At 64.1% G+C, this 19,991-nt stretch carries 19 protein-coding genes; 11 read left to right on the top strand and 8 right to left on the bottom strand.

Features of this window, described 5'->3' with window-relative positions; genetic code table 11:
- Positions 1–4: 4 nt before the first annotated feature.
- The 8 genes from F5544_RS04445 to F5544_RS04410 all read right to left on the bottom strand — a co-directional run bounded on the left by F5544_RS04445 (position 5) and on the right by F5544_RS04410 (position 6,354).
- Positions 5–1,447, bottom strand: coding sequence for a hypothetical protein (locus F5544_RS04445; RefSeq protein ID WP_167471988.1), 1,443 nt, complete (start codon positions 1,445–1,447; stop codon positions 5–7).
- Entirely contained in the window at positions 1,444–2,232 is a 789-nt protein-coding gene (locus F5544_RS04440; RefSeq protein WP_167471987.1) for a hypothetical protein, read from the bottom strand. The genes F5544_RS04445 and F5544_RS04440 overlap by 4 nt, the downstream gene beginning before the upstream one ends.
- On the bottom strand, positions 2,229–2,843 hold the full coding sequence (locus tag F5544_RS04435; RefSeq protein WP_167471986.1) for a hypothetical protein: 615 nt from the start codon (positions 2,841–2,843) through the stop codon (positions 2,229–2,231). The genes F5544_RS04440 and F5544_RS04435 overlap by 4 nt, the downstream gene beginning before the upstream one ends.
- An 11-nt stretch (positions 2,844–2,854) precedes the next feature.
- Positions 2,855–3,082, bottom strand: a complete 228-nt coding sequence (locus F5544_RS04430) for a hypothetical protein (protein WP_167471985.1) — start codon at positions 3,080–3,082, stop codon at positions 2,855–2,857.
- Complete coding sequence (locus tag F5544_RS04425; RefSeq protein ID WP_238847084.1) at positions 3,079–3,366, bottom strand: hypothetical protein; 288 nt, start codon at positions 3,364–3,366, stop codon at positions 3,079–3,081. The genes F5544_RS04430 and F5544_RS04425 overlap by 4 nt, the downstream gene beginning before the upstream one ends.
- 13 nt (positions 3,367–3,379) lie before the next feature.
- On the bottom strand, positions 3,380–3,751 hold the full coding sequence (locus tag F5544_RS04420) for a hypothetical protein (RefSeq protein ID WP_167471984.1): 372 nt from the start codon (positions 3,749–3,751) through the stop codon (positions 3,380–3,382).
- A gap of 288 nt (positions 3,752–4,039) precedes the next feature.
- A complete protein-coding gene (locus F5544_RS04415; protein ID WP_167471983.1) occupies positions 4,040–5,437 on the bottom strand; it encodes a cutinase family protein in 1,398 nt (465 codons plus the stop codon).
- A gap of 779 nt (positions 5,438–6,216) precedes the next feature.
- Positions 6,217–6,354: a hypothetical protein gene (locus F5544_RS04410; RefSeq protein WP_167471982.1), complete on the bottom strand. Its 138-nt coding sequence runs from the start codon at positions 6,352–6,354 to the stop codon at positions 6,217–6,219.
- 445 nt (positions 6,355–6,799) lie between these two features.
- Here F5544_RS04410 and F5544_RS04400 point away from each other — a divergent pair, with 445 nt between their 5' ends.
- From F5544_RS04400 to F5544_RS04350, 11 genes are all read left to right on the top strand, one after another.
- On the top strand, positions 6,800–8,380 hold the full coding sequence (locus F5544_RS04400) for a PQQ-binding-like beta-propeller repeat protein (protein WP_167471981.1): 1,581 nt from the start codon (positions 6,800–6,802) through the stop codon (positions 8,378–8,380).
- A 1,313-nt stretch (positions 8,381–9,693) separates the two neighbouring features.
- Positions 9,694–10,737 (top strand): polyprenyl synthetase family protein, encoded by a 1,044-nt coding sequence (locus F5544_RS04395; protein WP_428847116.1) that lies wholly within the window; start codon positions 9,694–9,696, stop codon positions 10,735–10,737.
- 6 nt (positions 10,738–10,743) lie between these two features.
- Positions 10,744–11,775 carry a mevalonate kinase gene (gene mvk, locus F5544_RS04390; RefSeq protein WP_167471980.1) on the top strand — a complete coding sequence of 344 codons (1,032 nt, stop codon included), beginning with the start codon at positions 10,744–10,746 and terminating at the stop codon, positions 11,773–11,775.
- Positions 11,772–12,854 (top strand): diphosphomevalonate decarboxylase, encoded by a 1,083-nt coding sequence (mvaD, locus tag F5544_RS04385; protein ID WP_275107013.1) that lies wholly within the window; start codon positions 11,772–11,774, stop codon positions 12,852–12,854. The genes mvk and mvaD overlap by 4 nt, the downstream gene beginning before the upstream one ends.
- Positions 12,841–13,956, top strand: coding sequence for a phosphomevalonate kinase (locus tag F5544_RS04380; protein ID WP_167471979.1), 1,116 nt, complete (start codon positions 12,841–12,843; stop codon positions 13,954–13,956). Before mvaD ends, F5544_RS04380 begins: the two co-directional genes overlap by 14 nt.
- Before the next feature lie 100 nt (positions 13,957–14,056).
- Positions 14,057–15,124 carry a hydroxymethylglutaryl-CoA reductase gene (locus F5544_RS04375; RefSeq protein WP_167478978.1) on the top strand — a complete coding sequence of 356 codons (1,068 nt, stop codon included), beginning with the start codon at positions 14,057–14,059 and terminating at the stop codon, positions 15,122–15,124.
- Complete coding sequence (locus F5544_RS04370; RefSeq protein WP_167471978.1) at positions 15,121–16,296, top strand: hydroxymethylglutaryl-CoA synthase; 1,176 nt, start codon at positions 15,121–15,123, stop codon at positions 16,294–16,296. Before F5544_RS04375 ends, F5544_RS04370 begins: the two co-directional genes overlap by 4 nt.
- A 39-nt stretch (positions 16,297–16,335) precedes the next feature.
- Positions 16,336–17,307, top strand: a complete 972-nt coding sequence (locus F5544_RS04365) for a ketoacyl-ACP synthase III (RefSeq protein ID WP_167471977.1) — start codon at positions 16,336–16,338, stop codon at positions 17,305–17,307.
- Positions 17,304–17,537 carry an acyl carrier protein gene (locus F5544_RS04360; protein ID WP_167471976.1) on the top strand — a complete coding sequence of 78 codons (234 nt, stop codon included), beginning with the start codon at positions 17,304–17,306 and terminating at the stop codon, positions 17,535–17,537. Before F5544_RS04365 ends, F5544_RS04360 begins: the two co-directional genes overlap by 4 nt.
- Before the next feature lie 127 nt (positions 17,538–17,664).
- A complete protein-coding gene (locus F5544_RS04355; protein WP_167471975.1) occupies positions 17,665–17,886 on the top strand; it encodes a hypothetical protein in 222 nt (73 codons plus the stop codon).
- A gap of 68 nt (positions 17,887–17,954) precedes the next feature.
- Complete coding sequence (locus F5544_RS04350; protein WP_167471974.1) at positions 17,955–19,850, top strand: hypothetical protein; 1,896 nt, start codon at positions 17,955–17,957, stop codon at positions 19,848–19,850.
- Positions 19,851–19,991: the final 141 nt, after the last annotated feature.

The raw sequence follows: 19,991 nt of genomic DNA, 5'->3' as shown, positions 1-19,991 counted from the left end.
TGAGTCATCGCCTCACCTCGTGTTGTCCCATTGCGCCTGAACCGTTTTCGGTACCGGCATCGGCCTCACTACCCACCCGCTCACCGACATGCTGAGCGGTTGTGTGGGCTGCTTGAGCTGCGCCGACCGCTAGTGCGGCAGGCCCGGCAGCAGCTGCTCCAGCACCCGATGCAGCCGACGCGCCACCGGCGCCGGCGCCGGCACTGTTCGCACCCTGCGCCGCTTGACTTGTCCGGGCACCTGCCGCGCCTCCGCCTGTGCCGGGCGGAGGTGAACCGCCATCGGCGCCGGAGCTTCCAGGAGTCATCGCTCGGCCGCCAGAAGAGGGTCCCGTCCCGCCCGAGCCAGGAGACCCCCCGTCGTCACCTGCCGACTGCGCATCTCCGGACGCATTGGCTCCGGCCTTTGCAGCCGCTCCTGCCGCCATGCCGACACCACCGCCGAGCATTGCCGCCGCTGCTACGCCCCCACCGCCGGAGCCCATCGTCGAGACGACCGGCGCGACCATCCTCATCAGCGCGGGCAACACCAACGCGACCAGCGCCAGCAGGATCAGTCCAAGCAAGCGCTCCTGGCCATCGGCAGATGGCGATCCCGCAGCCTCGAAGGCGACGACGTAGACGATCGCTCCGACCGGCTTGAATAGCGCGAACGCGATCGACCAGCTGACCAGCCGCTTGTACGCCTGCGATCCCGGTCCCGAGCCAGCCGCGGCCGCGGCAATCGGAATGACGGCCACCACAACGATCAGCAGCGCCTGCCGGATCACCAGCAACACCAATTGCAAGAGAGCGCCGACGAATCCGATGAGGCCGAGGATGAACATCCCTGCCAGCCCGATGCTCTCCTTGCCGACCAGGTGCGAGAAGTCGGCCATCCGCGACAGCGTTCCGGTCGCATCGTCGTGAGTGACATCGCTGATCACCCACTCGGAGAACGCGTCACCACTGCGGGTAGCCATCGTGATGACGGCGGCGAACATCCACGACGCGAACACAGCACGCGCGAAGGTGGTGAACGATTCCTGCACTTCACCCGCCAACGCGCCGCGATGAGCCATCGCGAGTCGCCCTGCGGTCAGCATGACCGTGCCGGTCATCAGCAAAACCTGAAGACCCGTTGTGTATTCGCGCACGGTGGCCAGCGCCGACATCTGGGTCAGATCGGTCGAGGGCAGCTTGATCCACCACGCCAGAGACCATTCGAGCATCCGCCCGAAGCCGCCGAGCATCGAATCCACGATGCCCTTGAATCCGGATGCCGCCATCGAGGTTGCGGCGCCTTCTGGATCAACGGCGAATTGTCCTACGGTGCAGACAGTTCCAACCACGGGTAGGTCGCAGAGGTTCGGTTGCGCCTGCGCCGGAGCCGAACCGACCATCGTGGCTGCACCCGCGAGCGTCAACACAATGATCACCGTGGCCCGCAGTGTGGTCCGGGGGCTCATTTCCAAACTCCGAATCCGGCTAGTGACGAAAGATGCGTCGATGCCCACAGATCGTCGACGCGGTCCGGCACACGAACCTTCCAATCGTCCCCGACCCAGACCATGGGCCAGGTCGACGAAGCCCACCCGTCGTGCGCACGAACCGCGATCTCGACCACCGCGAAGTCCGGTCGAAACCCAGGCAGAATGCGGAATCCGTCCGGAACGACAACGTATTTCGAAGCCGCCGGATTGTTACGTCGGCTTCTGGCCATACCGTCCATCAGCGCCTGCCCGCCCCCGAGGTAACGCTGCGCGATTACCTGCTGCCAGATCCCATCGGGTGCTGCAAGGGTCCGCCCAAGGGCGTCATAGGCCGCCAGACCCGCACCCTGCGGTGTATCGGCAAAGCCCGACGCGATGCCGTCGTGCACGCGAGTAGGTCCATCGCTGTGCGAAAACCCAAGTGCCGCACCGCCCCATCCCCGCTGCCACATCATTCCCGATGGCGGTGAAATGAGGTACAGCGGGCCAGACTCGGCCGCAGGGCGCTGGGCGGAATCCTGCGGTAGAGCGACACCGCCACGGTCGGACGTGGTTTCGAGGCGATTGCCGAACATATCGGCGCTCGGCAACCCAAACTCGCGCGGCCCATCCGACTGAGACGGGACAACCACAGAAGTGGAGGGCGATTGCTCGGTTTGCTCGTCACCGTGCTGATGGCCGACCGCGACCAGCAAGCCACAGGCGGTGACGGCTATGCCGACGGCGAGCAGCGGAAGTAGCCCTCGTAGGGAGGCCATCACCGTGATTCCTTTCCACGAAGGATCACCATGTCCGGCGGAACGCTCGTAACCGCCGACAGCACAGAGCTTTTCGGATCAGCCGCGAGGTCGAGCAACCAGTTGTCATCTCGCCGGGTGACACCCGCTAGGTTGCGGGTCAGCGAGCCGTCAGCCTGACGCGCGTATATCGCGACGCCGGCTCGCTTGGGTGTGAAATCCGCGATCGTGTAGCCAAGAACTTCTGGTGCGCAGCCGGGCGCGATCGGCTCGGTAATCGAAAGCTGAGCTCGCGCAGTCGCCCAACGATCGCGCCCTTGCCCCGCCGCAATCAGTACCTGTCCGACCTTTGGCCATTGCGTATCGGTCGCGACAGACATGCGGACGGTGGATTCGATCGCCGCCAGCGCGGCACCGGCCGGAGACGCGTCGTACCCAGTAGCAATCGGTCCTTCAATGTGTCGGGGGCCTTCATCGGCGACCGGCAGCTGGACCCCCTGGAAGTCCACCCAACGAACGTCCGTGGGTGCGCCATTGCCCGCGGCCTGATGCACTGCACCACAACCAACCAACGCACCGAACCCGACGATGCCCGCGAGAAACACCTCGGTCTTTATGATTCCGAACAGTCGCATGTTCCCTCCCATCAAAGTGGCGCGTAGAGAGCTGCCGCGATAAGGCCAGCGGAACCAACAACCACCCCACCCAGCAACGAACCCAGCAAGCCCTCGATGCTTTCGTAGCGGTGTGACCTGAAGATGAATAACGCTGCGGCCCAGATGATTCGGCTGATGCACATCAACGTCACGATCCAGCCGAGCCAGCCCAGCAACTCGAGCATCGGTTGGGTTACCGAACTCGGCAACGACTTCACGACACGACTTCATTCATGATCGAACCGGCAAAGGTGATGAGGATGCCGCCGACGAGCGCACCGAAAACGATCTTCGGGGACTCCATCGCGCCGCCGTGCCAGCGCTCCCATGCGAATTTGCCTCCGGCAAAGATGATTCCGGCGACTCCGGCAGCCATGGCGGCCCAGGACAGCCAGCCGATGATCTTCAGCAGCCCGTTGGAACCGGGCGGTGCGGTCGGTACAACTTGGATGGTGTCAGCCAGGTAGGACACTGCCGACTGCGCAAGCATGAAAGTAGACATACGAGCTCCCCGTTCAAAGTTGTTGAAGGACTCCGGTTTCCTGCAATCCGGCGATGGATTCCGTGATCTGAGCCGCGGCTTTGTGGGCATCGCGAGGTGCGGCGTCGGTCAGCGCCAACCGTTTGCGGAGCGGCGGCAGCGGCGCGGCGAGATCACACGGTGCGAGTTCCCGTTTCTCCAGCGCCACAAGGGATTCGTGCCAACCGATCGAATACACCGCGCCCGCAACCAATGGCGCGAGGATGTCGCAGTATCTCCGTACCGGCGCAGGAATTCGCCCAGGGCGCGCGGCGATCAAGACGAGCCCGACGATCAGGACCCCCGGCGGTGCGAGCTGGGCGTGCCACTCGCGAAGGCGGGTCGCCGCCGCGGTCAGACCGGGCATACAAGTTCGCGCTGTCACAACTACCAGTTGGGTCGTAGCCGGACATCCCGGCCACGCTCGATCCGTGTCAGCAGTCATCGGCCACCATCGCGTCAGGGTCGACGCACCAGCACCACCGTGCGCTCCCATCACGGCCCACCGAGGCTCGAGATCACCGTCGATTACCAACGGCACGTTCCGAACTGGGGCGCGCTCCGCTGCACTGGGAGCGATCACGAGATTCGGATTCGCTTCCCCGAGCACAAGTCCGTCGCCTGAAGAACCAATTGCCTTGGCCAACATAGGTGTTCACCTCGGGCCTTGAGCGCTCGCGGCGATGTCACGTGCAGCTGCGGAGAACCAATCCGCCGCAACCGTCAACGGGGACTTCCCGTTGGGGGATGCCGAAACAGAGGCATAGCCCTGGTGCTTCGCGATCGTGTCGCTGTATTTGACCAGCGTGGCGATATTGAACAGATCTCGGTTATCGGTGATGTTGTCCTTCAACGCCGCGAACGCCTCATTGACCATCCGGGATTGAGCCGCCGGAGGCACGAGCTCCACCACCGCCGAGGCCACCTTCGTCCCCAATGTCATCGCAGCGGCCGCCGGGTCAGCAAGCCCGACCGTCGCCAACTGCGCGATCGTGTCTGGCGTGAAAACCTTTGTTACGACGGTCTTTACAGCATTGAACGCGATAGTTCCTACCTTCAATACCGCCGAAAGAACTTCATCCGCCGACGGCATCGGGCTACGAGGGTCCGACATCTCCGCAAGCCGCTGGGAGATCGACTTCTTCGGCTCATAGCTCAGCTCATCCAGGCTCTTGCCGTGGATGTCGTTGTTGACCACCGCGACTCCGGTCTTGAACGCGGTAGTCGCCAACGCAGCCGCCACCGTGGAGATAGCCGCAACGGGATCGTTCGGGTCCAGATTCGATTGGCCCGCGATGTTCGTGATCAGGTGGACGACCGGCGCGTGTTCCGGTGCGTCACAAGCCAAATCACCAGGAGTGCACAAATCGGCGACCCGTCCGGTCAAAGCACCATATCCCTGCTCGACATCATTGAGCGGAGCAATACCTGCACCGCCAAGACCGGGGTCGGTCACGCTGACCTTCGAGACTTCCTCACCACTCGTTCCGGGCGCCGGAGCCGGAGACGTAGCTCCGGGACGGCCGGGGAACACTGCCGACCGAGGCGATCGAGCCGGATTGGCGAACAATGCGACGGCTGCCACTCGATCAGCGGGAATCGGGCCGGTCCCGCCACCGACTCGCTTGGCCCACATCGACATCGCATGCGCACCTTGCGAATAGCCAGCCCCGGCGAACTGCGTCGAGGGGCACCGCCGAGCCATCTCGCCGACCATCTGGTCCAACCGATCTACGGCATGGCCGACCGACTGGGAATACGGAAGCGAACCGCCCGCCGTCGCGCCGCCGAAGCTCGCCTCGTACGGCACGTAGGTTCGCTCGATCAGCCCGGATGCCGCGGCCATCATCGGCCGAAACATCAATGCGAGCACACCGGTATCGGTCTTGGGGTCGGCGTCCGGCGCCGACTCCCCCGTCCCCTGGACACCGAACACCGCGAGAGCAGGACACGTTCCGGCGCTAGATTCCTGCGCGTAAGCCGTCCAACCGCTGGCCGCGACCACCACCGACGCCAGCGCGGCACCTGCCACCACCCGACGAAATACGTGCATCACCAGCCCCCTCGCTCCACAGCACACCCGCGGCACCGCGTATCAAGGCACCACCAGTGGTGCCGAAGATCGTCGATCCCGCCATCAATCCGAGCCAGCTCACTCTCGGTAATCAGCCGCTCACGCGATTCGCTCAACGCCGCATCCGTCCGCGAATGCCACATCCGGGCCCTCATGCTTGCCTCCGGACGGTCGCTTCCTTACGACGCTGCACCCACTCATTGACTACCGATTCCTCAAGCAGCAGTGGCGAATTCGGTGCATCACCGTTCTTCCAAGCACGCGAATACAATTCGTGTCCAGTGACGCGCAACCGACGAATGCGATACGGGGAATGCCCAGTGCGGGCACTAATTTCGTGAATGTTCAGCAGCTGGTCAACACCGCTTACTGCATGATCTCCAGTCACGGCAGACTCCAATCCGCCCTCACGCCAACAGCTTTCGACAAGGACTCACACTTTGGGAGTCCGCACCTTGAGCCGGTTGCGGAGTGCTTGGATTGGGCGGCCCACTACATACGACCGCCCAGCGAAGGCCCATCCGCCCGAAAGGGCTTAGAAGGACGCAACACTCAGCCTCTTAATGAAGAGGCTGCCCACCGACAGGGCAAATGAGAAGTCCCTGGTTGGATCGCTCGGAACCGACGATCCCGCTGCGCTCGGAATGTTATGCCAGCAACCGAAGTTGGGTCGGGCCTTCAGGGCGGATCAGCACACCCTGGATCGAACGGCGCCACACGAGGTGTAGCTAATGGCGATTATAGCAGCCTTCCGCAACTCACTGGCAATCATTGAGTGAAAAATGCGCCTCTGACCAGTCAGATAATTGCCCATCTCCATCGGTGGCCAGCGCCGCGACGGAGTTGATCGTGCCCCCGGCCGGCGGTCCTCTGGTGACGGTGATGCTCAGCGTCATGTAGCCCCCCCGCACTGAGGGGATGCATGTCACACGGTATGCGGAGAATCCGGATTCGATCGGTGTCACTTCAACTGGCACACGATCGCGTCCGGCCATTAACTTAATGGCCGATCCCAAGCCCGCGAATTATGCACTGAGCCAATCCGTGACCCCAGAGTCATCGGCTGGGCGAAGGAAATCACTTGGCTGAAGGACCGATTCGACGGTGTCCCCGTCCACGACGGCTGCGTCTTCAACGATGAGGGTTCGATGCTGCTGGACCAGTCCACCTGGCCGGAATGGCTCCGCAAGGTCGTCACCGTCGTTCAAGGCATCTTCCAATACCCGATCGGCAACTGAAAACATTGCAATCCACAGAACCTTTCGTGTAATGCAGATCACACTCTCTTCGATTTAATTCACAACGGCACAGATTGCCGGTGCCGCAGAGAGTGAGCATGTAATGAACACGAAAACCCGCGGGTTGATGCGCATCCCCGTCGCGATAACCGTGATCCTCGTGACCCTCGCGCTGCCCGGCACCGGCCAGGCCCTTCCCTCGGGTGACTGGTCGATGTGGCAGTACGACACCGCGGGTTCGCGGTACAACGCGAACGAGAACGTCATCAAACCCGCCAATGTGGGCAATTTGCAGCTGAAGTGGGCGTTCGCCTTTCCCGATGCCGTAGCCGCATCCAGCCAACCGGCCGTGGTCGGCGGCATCGTCTACGTGGGCGGCCGCGACGGGAAGATGTACGCGCTGGACGCCAAGTCCGGCGCGCAGAAGTGGGCCTTCGACGCCCACACCACGCTCGGTCACGTCCCGGCCTACGGCCTGCGAGACGGGCCGGCGGTTGCCGACGGCACGGTGTTCTTCGGCGACAACTCCGCGAACCTGTGGGCGGTGGACGCGACGACCGGAGCACAGAAGTGGGTCCGCCAACTCGACACGCATCCGTGGTCGATAATCACCGGCTCGCCGCTGGTCGTGGACGGCACGGTCTACATCGGCACCTCCAGTCAAGAGGAGGGCCAGGCCGTCAACCCGCTCTACGCGTGTTGCACCTTCCGCGGCAGCGTCGCGGCGGTGGACGCGTTGACCGGAGCACTGAAGTGGCAGCACTTCACCATCGCGGCGCCGCAACCGACCGGCGGCACACCCGCCTACGAACCCAGCGGCGGAGCGGTCTGGTCCTCGCCGACGATCGACCTCAATTCGCGCACGCTGTTCTACACCACCGGCAACCCGTATACCGGCACGGATGCGGGAACCGAGGCGATCGTCGCGCTGAATATGGATACCGGTGCGCAGAAATGGGTCAACCAGCTCACCCCCAAGGACACCTGGAACGTGCGCTGTTTGACACCACCTGCCGGCGGAAATTGCCCGGTCCCCGGACGTGACTTCGACTTCGGCACCCAGCCCAACATCTTCACCATCAACGGCCGCCTGGTCGTCGGGGCGGGTCAGAAGACCGGCATCTACCACCTACTCGACGGACAAACCGGCCAACTCGTCTGGCAGTCGCAGCTGTCGGTGCCACAGCCGCCGATACCGGGTGCGCAAGGGACCGAGTCCCTGGCGGGCATCCAGTGGGGCGCGGCTTATGACGGTAGCCGTCTGTATGTCGCTACCTACCAGGCCGATCCGGGCAAGCTCTTCGCCCTGGACCCGACGGACGGCCATCAGATCTGGAGTACGCCGAATCCGGCGACGACGTGCCCGCCCTCCAGCGGTGTCCAGCTGGTCGATCAGCAGTGCCGGGCGATGCCGAGCGCGGTGTCGGCGACGCCGGGCCTGGTCTGGGAGGGCAGCGTCGACGGCCACATCCGGGCCTTCTCGGCCGCCACAGGCGCCATTGTATGGGACTTCAACACGCTGGGTACCTACCTCGGCACCAACCTGGTTCCCGGCACGGGTGGTTCGCTGAACGGCAACGGCGCGGTCGTCGCGCATGGGATGCTGTACATCAATTCCGGGTATCTGCACCCGATCACGCAGGGCCTGCCGGGAAATGTCCTGCTGGCCTTCGGATTACCGTGAGCCGATCGGAACCTCATCGGTTATTCGTGGATTTCATGCGGATCGGCTTGAGTGTCCGCATCGCGAGGTCCTCGAAGAACTCTGGCAGCGGTTGGGTATGGACGAGGTGCAAGCGTTGGGTGGCGCGCGTCAGCGCGTCGTATAGATCGGCGGCGTCGGCAAAGTCACCGCCCGGTTGGTCCGCGTAATCGCGCCCGAGGGACTACATCTCGATATGGCGCTCACCGTGCTGACCCCGGCAGCAACCAAAGGCCCGGAATTCGACACCGTCATCGTGGTCGAACCGAAGGCGATCCTCGCTCATCCAGCCCACGGCGCGCTGCGGCCACCGAAGAGGGCGGTCCAGCGAAGCAATCGTCCGCCGGCCCAGGGTAGTAGCTGGCCGAGCCTGCCGACCAGCGTTTTAAGTGCGGTCCTGGTGCCTGTGAGGGGTTTGCCGATCAGCATCATGACGACGGTACCTATCCCGATCCCGGCGCCATGGGTATGCCGTGGCAAGTGGGGCTGACAGGGTTTCGCGCCGTCGAATTTGCGTTTGCTGCCGCGTTGCTTTCTAGGTCGGGTTGCGGTGGTCCGTTGACAGGCGGACCGTGGTGAGAATCTTGGACAGTCGGAAATGTCTACTCTGTTCGGTTGCTGAATCCGCAGTCGCGATCTTGCTGGATATAAGTGTCGCGCCCGGAGTATTGCGAGCCGATTCATCAGTTTGGGAAACTTGGTTGAACAGTTACACAAGCAATTCGGTGAGCCAACGGTTCACATGCAATTGGGCGGTGTCGGGAGGTGCGGAACAGCCCGACATGTTGTTTGGTCTGCGATGTTCTCAATGCGAGACCGCATGCCGCAAACTTGAGTCGGAAAACACGCCGACTTCACAATTTTACGGCGTCGTACAACTTCGCGACGTCGTATATGGGCTATGCATGTCGATGCTGGTCGTGGCGCTGCGAAATGCGATGCGCTTAGCGTCTTTCGCCTTCGGCGAGAATGGGGGCATATATTCGAAATTAGAGTTTGGAGCCGACTGCCATCGACGAGCCAGCCCGGTGCAGCGATATTGGATTATCGTTTGCGACGAAAGGGCATCGACGCATGGCTGCTCGGTCAGTGCCGATGGGCGTCTTTGTGTATCGCAATGCGTGACGAGTTGGGGACTTTCAGAAAACAGACAAGTACCAACACTGCGTGTCTGCAGTTCTGAATTGACCGCAGTTCATGTGAAAGATTCGAGGTCTGTCGTGTCCGTATATCCTGATGCAGCTGTTGCTATCGGAGGTGATTCCGGCGCGGGGGATGGTGTTGTCTCGGCCCAGGTGTCGGCGGGGACGGTGACTGCTGGTCCGGTGTCGCGGCGTACCGCCGCTCAGTTGTTGGCCGAGGCGCGCGCTGTGAGTCTTCCGGTGGTGGTGAAGGCGGTCGATGCCTTGCCTGAGCCGCTTCGTCGTATGGCTGGATATCATCTGGGCTGGTGGGATGCCGCGGGGGTGTCTGGTGCTGTGGCGTCGGGAAAGTCGTTGCGTCCGGCGCTGGTTCTTGCCAGTGCCGCTGCGGTCTGCGGCGATGTACCTGCCGGTGTCCGGTCGGCTGCTGCTGCGGTCGAGCTGGTCCACAATTTCACCCTGCTGCACGACGACGTGATGGACGGGGACCGGACCCGGCGTGGCCGCGAGACCGTCTGGAGTGTTTGGGGGATTCCCGACGCCATCCTTCTCGGTGACACGTTGCACACCATCGCGATCGAATTGCTTGCAACAGACCTGCCCGAGCGTATCGCGGGCGCCGCGGTGGCGCGGTTGGAGGATGCGGTCGTCGAGTTGTGTCGTGGCCAGCATGAAGACTGTGCGTTCGAGGTTCGCGGCCCGGTCGATGTCGAGGAATATCTGCGCATGTCGATGGGCAAGACCGGCGCGTTGATGGGCGCTGCCTGCGCGCTGGGCGCGCTGTGTGCGGGAGCATCGACGGCCATGGTTACCGCGCTGGAAACCTTCGGCTGCCAAGCGGGGCTGGCGTTCCAAGCGATCGATGATCTGCTCGGAATCTGGGGCGATCCGGCCGTCACCGGAAAGCCCGCCGGGAACGACCTGGCGCGCCGCAAACGGTCGCTGCCGGTCGTGGCCGCCCTGCACGGCGGGGGCCCGGCCGCTCGGGAGTTGGCGGACATGTACTGCTCCGATACGCCGATGAGCCCCGCGGACGTCACGCGGGCGGCAGTGTTGGCCGAAGCGGCCGGAGGCCGCCGGTGGGCGCGGCAGTATGCCGAGGATCGAGTCCAGGCGGCGCGCGACGCACTGCCCGCCGGGATCGCAGCCGAGGATCTCATCACGCTGGCCGATCTTGTCGTGCACCGGGATCGGTGACCGGCGATGCCCGCCGACAAACCCCTTCCCACAGCCCTTCCGCACGGTGGCGAGATCGGCAGGTGCGGCATTGGTGCCGCCCATGGAAAGGTCATCGTGGCCGGTGAACACACCGTCGTCCACGGAACACCCGCCATCGCTATTCCCCTCACCGCGGTGACGGTGGAGGTGTCGGTCCATCCAGCGTGTGATCGGTGCGACGCCCCCGAGGACGCACCGGCGGCCCTCGACGCGGGCGCCGGGTTCGAATGCCGGTTCACCGTCGACGGCAGCACCCACGAGGTGCACGGGTTACGCGGTGCCGCTACCGCGGTCCGAGCAGCGTGGGGCAAGTGGGGAATGGTGGGTACCGCCATGGACGTCGTGGTCCGCTGCGGAATTCCCCCAGGCCGTGGCCTCGGTTCCAGCGCCGCCTGCACCACCGCAGTACTGCGTGCGATGGCCGATCTGTATTCCCGGCCGATCGACCCGGACACGCTCTACGAGTGGGTGCAGCGCGGCGAACACCTCGCGCACGGTCGCGCCAGCGGTGTCGACGCCCGTGCAGTGCTGGCGTCGACGCCTATCTGGTTCCAGCAGGGAGCCGCGCGTCCGATCGAGATCGCCGTCGCGGCTAGGTGGGTCATCGCCGACAGTGGCCACGGCGCCGATACGCGTACCGCGGTGGCGTGGGTGCGCGACGTGCTCGATCACGATCCAGCACGAGCGCAGCGACTGCTGGCCCGCGCCACCGCGCTGGTCGAGGCGGCCTCTGCCGATCTGGCCGCGGGCCGGTTGACAGCCTTAGGCCGGGGGCTCGTCGACTGTCAAGGGTTGCTGAGCGAGCTGGGTGTCAGCACACCGGTACTCGATCACCTGATCGCGGCGGCTCTCGATGCCGGTGCGCTGGGTGCCAAGCTGACCGGCGGTGGCCTCGGTGGCTGCGTCATCGCCTTGGCCGGCCCGGGCCCGCAGGCACCGGCCGAGCTCGCCGCGGCCCTGCGGGCAGCGGGAGCGGCCCGAACCTGGTGTGTCACAGGCGGAGGTGACTGCTGGTGATCACCTCCGACACTGCCCGCCGAAATCCGCGACCACACACCGGATCAGCCTCTGGCACACCGGGTTCCGGTGTCACCGCGGTAGCGCATCCGAACATCGCGTTGATCAAGTATTGGGGTAAGCGTGACGAGGCGCTGCATCTGCCGGTCACCAGTAGTCTGTCGCTGACCCTCGGCGTTTTCGCGACGGTGACGACCGTGACGGTCGTCGACGAACTCACCGTCGACGAGGTCTATCTCGGGGACGAGCCCGCGCCGCCCGCTTTCGCCGTCAGGGTCGCCGAATTCCTTTCTCTGGTGCGGGATTTGGCGGGTGATCGGCGCTATGCGCGAGTGCGCACGGTCAATGGCGGGCCCACCGGTGCGGGATTGGCGTCCTCGGCGTCGGGATTCGCGGCGCTGGCGGCCGCGTCCGCGGAAGCGTACCGGCTCGGTCTCGACGCCCGTGCGCTGTCGCGGCTGGCGCGGCGGGGTTCGGGCAGCGCGTCGCGATCGATCTTCGGTGGGTTCGTGCAGTGGCATCGCGGCGAAGGTCTCGGCGCGGCAGGCGATTTCAGCAGTTTCGCAGAACCGGTCGCGGCGCCGAAGCTGGATCCGGCGCTGGTCGTCGCGCTCGTCGATACCGGTGAGAAGCCGATCAGCAGCCGGGAGGCGATGCGCCGCACCGTCGACACCTCGCCGTTGTTCTGGCCGTGGGTCGAATCCTGCGAACAGGATCTGCGCGAGATGCGCACCGCGCTCGCCGCCGGTGATCTGGCGGCGGTGGGGGTGATCGCCGAACGCAACGCGCTGGGCATGCATGCCACCATGCTCGCCGCCCGCCCGGCCGTGCGGTACTTGTCGCCCGATTCGATACGGGTGCTGGACCGGGTGATGGCGCTGCGCGCCGAAGGAATCGCCGCCTACGCGACCATGGACGCGGGCCCGAATGTCACGGTGCTCTGCGATCATCACGACAGCGCAACCGTGGCCGCCACCCTCGCAGAGATCGACATACTCATGCGGATCGTCGTGACCGCGCCCGGACCGGGTGTGGCGATCGGCGCTGCCGATCGGGTGAGCGCCGATGATCACCGTTGACGTGCCCGGGAAGGTGTATATCGCGGGCGAATACGCGGTGCTGGAACCGGGCGGCACGGCTGTGCTGGTCGCGGTCGATCGCTATCTGACCGTCTCGTTGACGCCGGCCGAGGGATCCGCTCGGCGCACAATCGCCACCGCCCGCACCGGCGAGCACCGCGTCGAGTTGACCCGCTGTGGCACGAGGTCGGTTCCCGCCGACGGTGATTCGGCGACCGCCGACGCGCTGCGGCATGTACTGACCGCGGTGGATCTGGTGGAGTGCTACGCCCGGGAGCAAGGGAGCGGGCCGCTCGGCTTCCACCTCGAGATCCGTTCGCAGCTCGACGATCACAGCACCGGGCGCAAATTCGGGCTCGGGTCCTCGGGCGCGGTGACCGTCGGCGTGGTCCGCGCGCTCACCCAGGCCTACCGGTTCGACCTCGACGACCAGTCGCTGCTGCGGCTGGCACTGCTGACCACGTTCACTGTCGACCCGCGCTGCTCCGGCGGCGATGTGGCCGCCTCGCTGCTCGGCGGCTGGGTCGCCTATCGGGCCCCGGACCGTTCGCGACTGGCCCAGATCGTCGCCCGATCCGGAACCCGGCTCACCGATCTGCTGGCCGAGCCGTGGGATCACCTGTCGGCGCGCCGGGTGCCCGCGCCCCGGCGAATGCGCCTCGAGGTGGGGTGGACGCGACATCCGGCCGTGTCGAGCGATCTGGTGGAACTGTTGCGCCACAACGCGATCGGCGACGGACCGGTCTTCCGGCGGTTCGTCGCGGACAGCAACGCCTGCGTCGCGACGCTGATCGCGGCACTGGAATCCGGTGACGACGCCTCAGCGGTCGCGGCCGTCGCCGCCGCCGGTGCGCTGCTACGCACAGTGAGCGCACGAGCCGGAGTGGTCGTGGAGACCACCGAACTGGCCGCACTGCGCCACGCCGCCGAAGCGGTGGGCGCGGTGGCGAAGAGCTCCGGCGCGGGCGGCGGCGACTGCGGGATCGCCCTGATCACGCCCACCCGGGCCGCGAAACTGCACCAGCGGTGGCGAGCAGTCGGCATCCTGCCGCTCGAACTCGAGGTACACCAACCGTTTTCAGGGAAAGGAAAGGACCAGTGAATGCTGTCGCGGCAACCTACTCAGCCGAGAAACCGTGGTGCTGCTGCGCGATGCGGGAGTGGCTGCTGCCGATGTCGGTGGCCGCTGTGGAGGCGACGCAATGACGAATCCGGACCCGAACCTGTCTGCTCCGATCCCGATGACCTGGGTCGGACCCATCCGCATCACCGGCACCACCGTCACCGGCGAGGTCGAAGTCCCGTTGGCCACCTACGAGACCCCGCTATGGCCCTCGGTACGCCGCGGCGCAGCGATCACCATGGCCACCGACACCGGCATCGCCGCCACCCTCATCGACGACCGCATGACCCGCTCGGTCCTACTGGAAGCCGATGACGCGGCCACCGCCCACCACGCGGTCACACGGCTGAAAGCCGAACTCCCGCAGCTGGACACAGTCGTGGCCGAGGCTAGCCGGTTCGCTCGCCTGGTCGATCTGCATCACCAGATCGTGGGCAATCTGCTGTTCCTGCGGTTCGAGTTCACCACCGGCGACGCCGCCGGCCACAACATGACCACCCTTGCTGCCGAGAAATTGACCGATCACCTCCTGGCCACCCAGCCGGGCCTGCGCTATGAGTCGATCTCGGCCAACTACTGCACCGACAAGAAACCCACCGCCGTGAACGGCATCCTCGGCCGCGGCAAAAACGTCATCACCGAACTGCTCGTACCCCGGCGCCTGGTCGAGCGGCGGCTGCACACCACCGCCGCCCGGATCGCCCGGCTCAACCTGCGCAAAAACCTGATCGGCACCCTGCTCGCGGGCGGTATCCGCTCCGCGAACGCCCACTACGCTAACATGCTGCTCGCCTTCTACCTGGCCACCGGCCAAGACGCCGCCAACATCGTCGAAGGCTCCCAAGGCATCACCCATGCCGAAGACCGCGACGGCGACCTGTACTTCACCTGCACCCTGCCGAACCTGATCGTCGGCACCATCGGCAACGGCAAACACCACCCGTTCGTCGAAGCCAACCTCACCAGACTCGGCTGCCGACAACCCCGAGAACCCGGCGCCAACGCCCGCCGCCTGGCCGTGCTCGCCGCCGCCACCGTCACCTGCGGCGAACTGTCTTTGCTGGCCGCGCAAACCAACCCTGGTGAACTCACCCGCGCCCACACCCACCTCGAACGACCCTCCACACCTATCGGAGCCCACCCATGAACGAGACACCGTCGGTCGGCATCCACGACATGTCCTTCGCCACCACCCACTACGTCCTAGACCTCGACGAACTCGCCCGCCACCACAATGTGAACCCCGCCAAATATCATGTCGGGCTCGGGCAGGACGCCATGAGCGTGCCCGCGCCTGATGAGGACATCGTCACCATGGCCGCCACCGCCGCCGCCCCCATCCTGCAACGGCACGGCACCGACCATCTCCGGACCGTCCTGATCGCCACCGAAACCGGTATCGACCAAGCCAAGGCCGCGGCCCTGTACCTGCACCCCCTCCTCGGCCTCCCCTCCACGACTCGCGTGGTCGAACTCAAGCAAGCCTGCTACGCGGGCACCGCCGCGGTGCAGATGGCCGCCGGGCTCATCGCCCGTGACCCGAATCAGCAGGTGCTGGTAATCGCCAGCGACATCGCCCACTACCAGCTAGACACCCCGGCGGAGGCCACCCAGGGGGCCGGCGCGGTCGCCCTGCTGGTCAGCGCCGACCCGGCGATCGCGCGCCTCGACCCCGTCTGCGGGCTGTATTCGGCTGACGTCATGGACTTCTGGCGACCCAATTACCGCACCACCCCGATCGTGGACGGGCACTACTCCATCACCTCGTATCTGGCGGCGGCCGCCCAGGCGTGGCGCGACTACTCCGGCCGAGGAGGTCGCGACCTGAGCGAGTTCGCGTCGTTCTGCTATCACCAACCGTTCACCACGATGGCCTTCAAAGCCCATCACCACCTGATGTGCTCGGCCGGAATCACACCCGATCCCACGGCGATCCATGCCGCCCTGCGCTACACCACCGACTACAACCGGGTGATCGGAAACAGCTACACCGCATCGCTGTATCTGGCGCTGACCTCGCTGCTCGATCACGCCGGCGACCTCACCGACGCCCCCATCGGACTGCTGAGCTACGGGTCGGGCGCCGTTGCCGAGTTCTTTTCCGTCACAGTCGTTCCCGGGTATCGCGAACATCTACGCACGACCGCTACCAGCCAAGCGATCAGCAGCCGCAAACCGATCGACTACGACGACTACCGGGCCTTGCACGACACACATCTCCCGACCGACGGCGGCCGACACGTCCTCGACGAACACACCACCGGAGGATTCCGACTGGCTGGCGTCACCAACCATATCCGCGTATACGAAACCTGCTGACTCCCATGTGATTCGAGAACCGAAAGGAGATACGCACCGATGAGCCGAGGGTGCACTACCACCGGCGAGGTCGTGCTCGCCGCCATCGGAACACACCTACCGCAGGACCGGATATCGAACCTGACGACGGCCGCCGAGCTCGGTGTGGACGAGGGCTTGCTCACCGACAAAATCGGCGTCATGACCCGGGCGGTCAAGAAACCCGGGCAGCGGACCAGCGATCTGTGCTGCCACGCCTACGCCGACCTACAGGCACGAATCCCTCTGGAACCAGAAGCGATTCAATTGCTCTGCGTCGTCACCCAAAACCCGGACATGCCCATCCCCCACACCGCCGCACTGCTACACGAACGCCTCGGCCTGTCCGCGGGATGCATGACCTTCGACCTGTCCCAAGGCTGCGCCGGCTACACCCACGGCCTCGCCGTCGCCACCGCGCTGGCCGACCGCTTCGCACTCGATCACATCCTGCTGTTCACCTGCGACCCCTACACCGCCATCGTCGACCCACACGACCGCAACACCGCCCTGATCTTCGGTGACGGCGCCACCGCCTCCTACCTGACCCGCGGCGCACCCGGCTACCGCCTCGGCGACGCCGACTTCGGCACCGCCCCCGCCACCTCCTCAGTCCTGCGCTACACCACACGACATCTGGAAATGGACGGCCGCGCCGTATTCCTCAACGCCGCCCGCGAAGCGCCAGCCAGCATCCGCCGCCTGCTCGACCGCAACCACCTCGACCTCATCGACATCGACCTGTTCCTCATCCACCCCGGCTCCAGACGCATCGTCGACGTCCTACGCAAAGAGCTGGGCGTAGACCAGGACCGATTGCCGTTCGAGATCGCCGAGTACGGAAACACCGTCTCCTCCTCAATCCCGCTCATGCTCGCAGAGCGCCTGCACCAAAATCCGCCCCAGACCATCCTGCTCACCGGCTTCGGAGTCGGATTCTGCTGGGGCACATGCCTCATGCACCACATCGACCAGGACCGAGACCAATCATGATCACCGCCACGGCCATCGCCGACCTTATTACCGGACTCGATATCGACCTCGACCCCGCCACCCTGGCCCCCGACCTCCCCCTCGACCAACAAGGCCTCGACTCGATGGACATCACCACACTGCTCATCGCCGTCGAGAAAACATTCGCGGTGAAAATCCCCACCACAGACGCCGACGAAACGCTCACCCTGAACCAACTCGCCGACCACATCAACTCGGTCCACCGATGACTCACCTCGCCAACGACACGGCCGCCGTCCTAGGCGGGGAACTGTCACTTTTCGCCACGCAAACCAACCGCAGCGGACTGATGCGCGCCCACACCACACTCGAACGCCCCACCACAAGGTGATTCACATGACCACCGCACTGTCTGTCGGGATCTGCGACCTGTCGGTCGCCACCGCCTTCGACCTGCGCAAGCCGGCCGCCCACACCGGAGTGGACGTGAACGAATACCACCAGGGACTCAGACAGAAAACGATGAGCGTCCCCGCCATTGATGAGGACACCATCACCGCGGCGCCGGTATCGACCTGTTCGTCACGAACCATCGGACCTTGGACAGAGGTGGCTTGATTTACAACCTCTTCCGAGAGGTTCTGGGGCGACATGCCATAACATTCAGTCGATCGAGGAACGCTAGAATGAATATTGACGATCGGATCATCTGGCGGGCATCTCAAGGTGATGATGTCAGACGATGCAATCTCGACTGTCGGTGCGAATACGACAGCAACGGGAACTGTGAAGTACACGAATATCTCCGTCGTCGCTGTCACGATATTGCGGCAGCAATACATGTCCGGGGATACGATGGCTGGTTTGTTAATTGTCCATCGGATGTCGGTCGCATTCTGCCCAGTTGCGTGGATCGGAATGATTTCCTTGATCTGCCAGAAGTGGGAACCGTGCACAGCATATGGTTCAAGGGCGAGTCGGCGTTGGTGACATATCAGAGCGGGCTACACATATGGCATGTTGGTCACATCGATGACCTGCCGAATACGCAGCCGGCGAACAGCGTAAAGGAAGATCCACAAGAGACGAGCCCCCTCGAAGAGAGGAGAATATTGGTCGCATCGGAAGTGCGTCGAGCAATAAATCACGATGACGTCGTCCGATATGAACTGATCTGGCGTGCCGACCCCGAAATGGAAAATGGGTTTTATCGCCGAAGCGTAAATCCTGCATTCACATGCTCGGAAATTCTTCACGAGTCGGCGTACGGTACGTTGATCGCCAGCGTAGCGGCCGACGAATGCGCACGAAGAGACAGTGCCGCAACGCGACTTGCCTGGAAGGGTGGCGCGAACGGCCGCAGTCGCCCGATACCCTCGATCCACCACCAGCGCCTATGCGAGAAACTTCAGGCAAGCAGTCTCGACCCGATCGAGCGGAACGTCGTCGAGCACGCGCAAACATACACGTGCTTGATGCTGCCCATGACCGCGGACCCATGCTGCGTTGCGTTGGTTGTGACGCTAGGGCTCACCGGATATACAGACGATCATCGCGAACATACAGTCATCAGCGAATCCGGGCCCTTGCCTAAGGTGATCGACACCTTCCGGCGATGGCGGACGACCGGCGCATGGAATTCGATCGATGGTGTTATCTGCGTTTCACAGGTCAACGAGTTGATGAGAGAGCTGCAGCTATATCACACACAGCTCAGCTACAGGTCGACCACCGTTTCCGACTGGTACGGCTTCGCATTGAGGCGCGCGTGCATGCTGGCACTGCATCCCATCATTGAATTGGTTGCCTCCATGGGCGATTCGGCTGTGCTGCCACATCATTACGAGCTGGCTCAAATGGCGGCGACCATATCGCACGATCTGCTGGATGTTCGATACGATGTGTCGAAAGGGATCTGTATCAACAGTGTCTATGTGCTCGGCTCCGCTCTGCGAAACGGGGAATGCCCGGAGTGCGTGGCCGAGTGCCTGATACTGATGGTTGTGTACATTCTCCTCGATGTGAGAACCTCTGAATGCACGCACCTGGCCGCAGCGGTCGCTGGGTGTGGGGTTCCGCGCTCATATGCATTCGGGATGTTTCGCGATCTCCTCAATGCTCGTGGGTCGCACCTCGAACCGAGATGCGGGGATGCGTGGGCGGATGCCATACAAGTGTTGGAGGAATGCGTACCGGAGGTCGACATCGACCAACTGCGTTCCAGTAGCTATGACGACGTGTGCTCGAGAATCGTGAACTCGACTCAGGGATTTATAAGCAGGGCATCGGACGGTGACAATCTCATCGAGGAAGCAACCCTCGCCGCGGTAAGCGAGACAAGCAGCGCCGAAATCGTCGACAACCTCTGGAAATCCTGCATCGACGAGTTTGCTGTGGCGTTGATCGACTATCTGGACGGAGACGCAGAGCGACTGACCGGACTGACCTGGAGCGCGTTCATACACGGTTCCCGCATGCGGATTAACATGCGGTGCGGCAGTATTCGACATGGAGCTAACATCGCCGATCGAATACCGGACTGGGATTGTGTTCTCGCCCGGCACACGGCTGTTCCGGCCTGACCGAGCATCTGAGGAACGGCCCCTGCCGTTCCTCAGCCATTTCCCCCTTTGCCGTGTGAAACCGGCTCAACCGGGGATTTTCGTGAGCGCTGACACCCACTTATACACAGGGTCTGTCCAGTTACCGAAGTTAAATGGGTG

This window comes from Nocardia arthritidis, from assembly GCF_011801145.1.
Taxonomy (GTDB): Bacteria; Actinomycetota; Actinomycetes; order Mycobacteriales; family Mycobacteriaceae; genus Nocardia; species Nocardia arthritidis_A.
The sequence above is the reverse complement of the archived record's forward strand: the minus strand, read 5'-3'. Positions and strand labels throughout refer to the sequence as shown.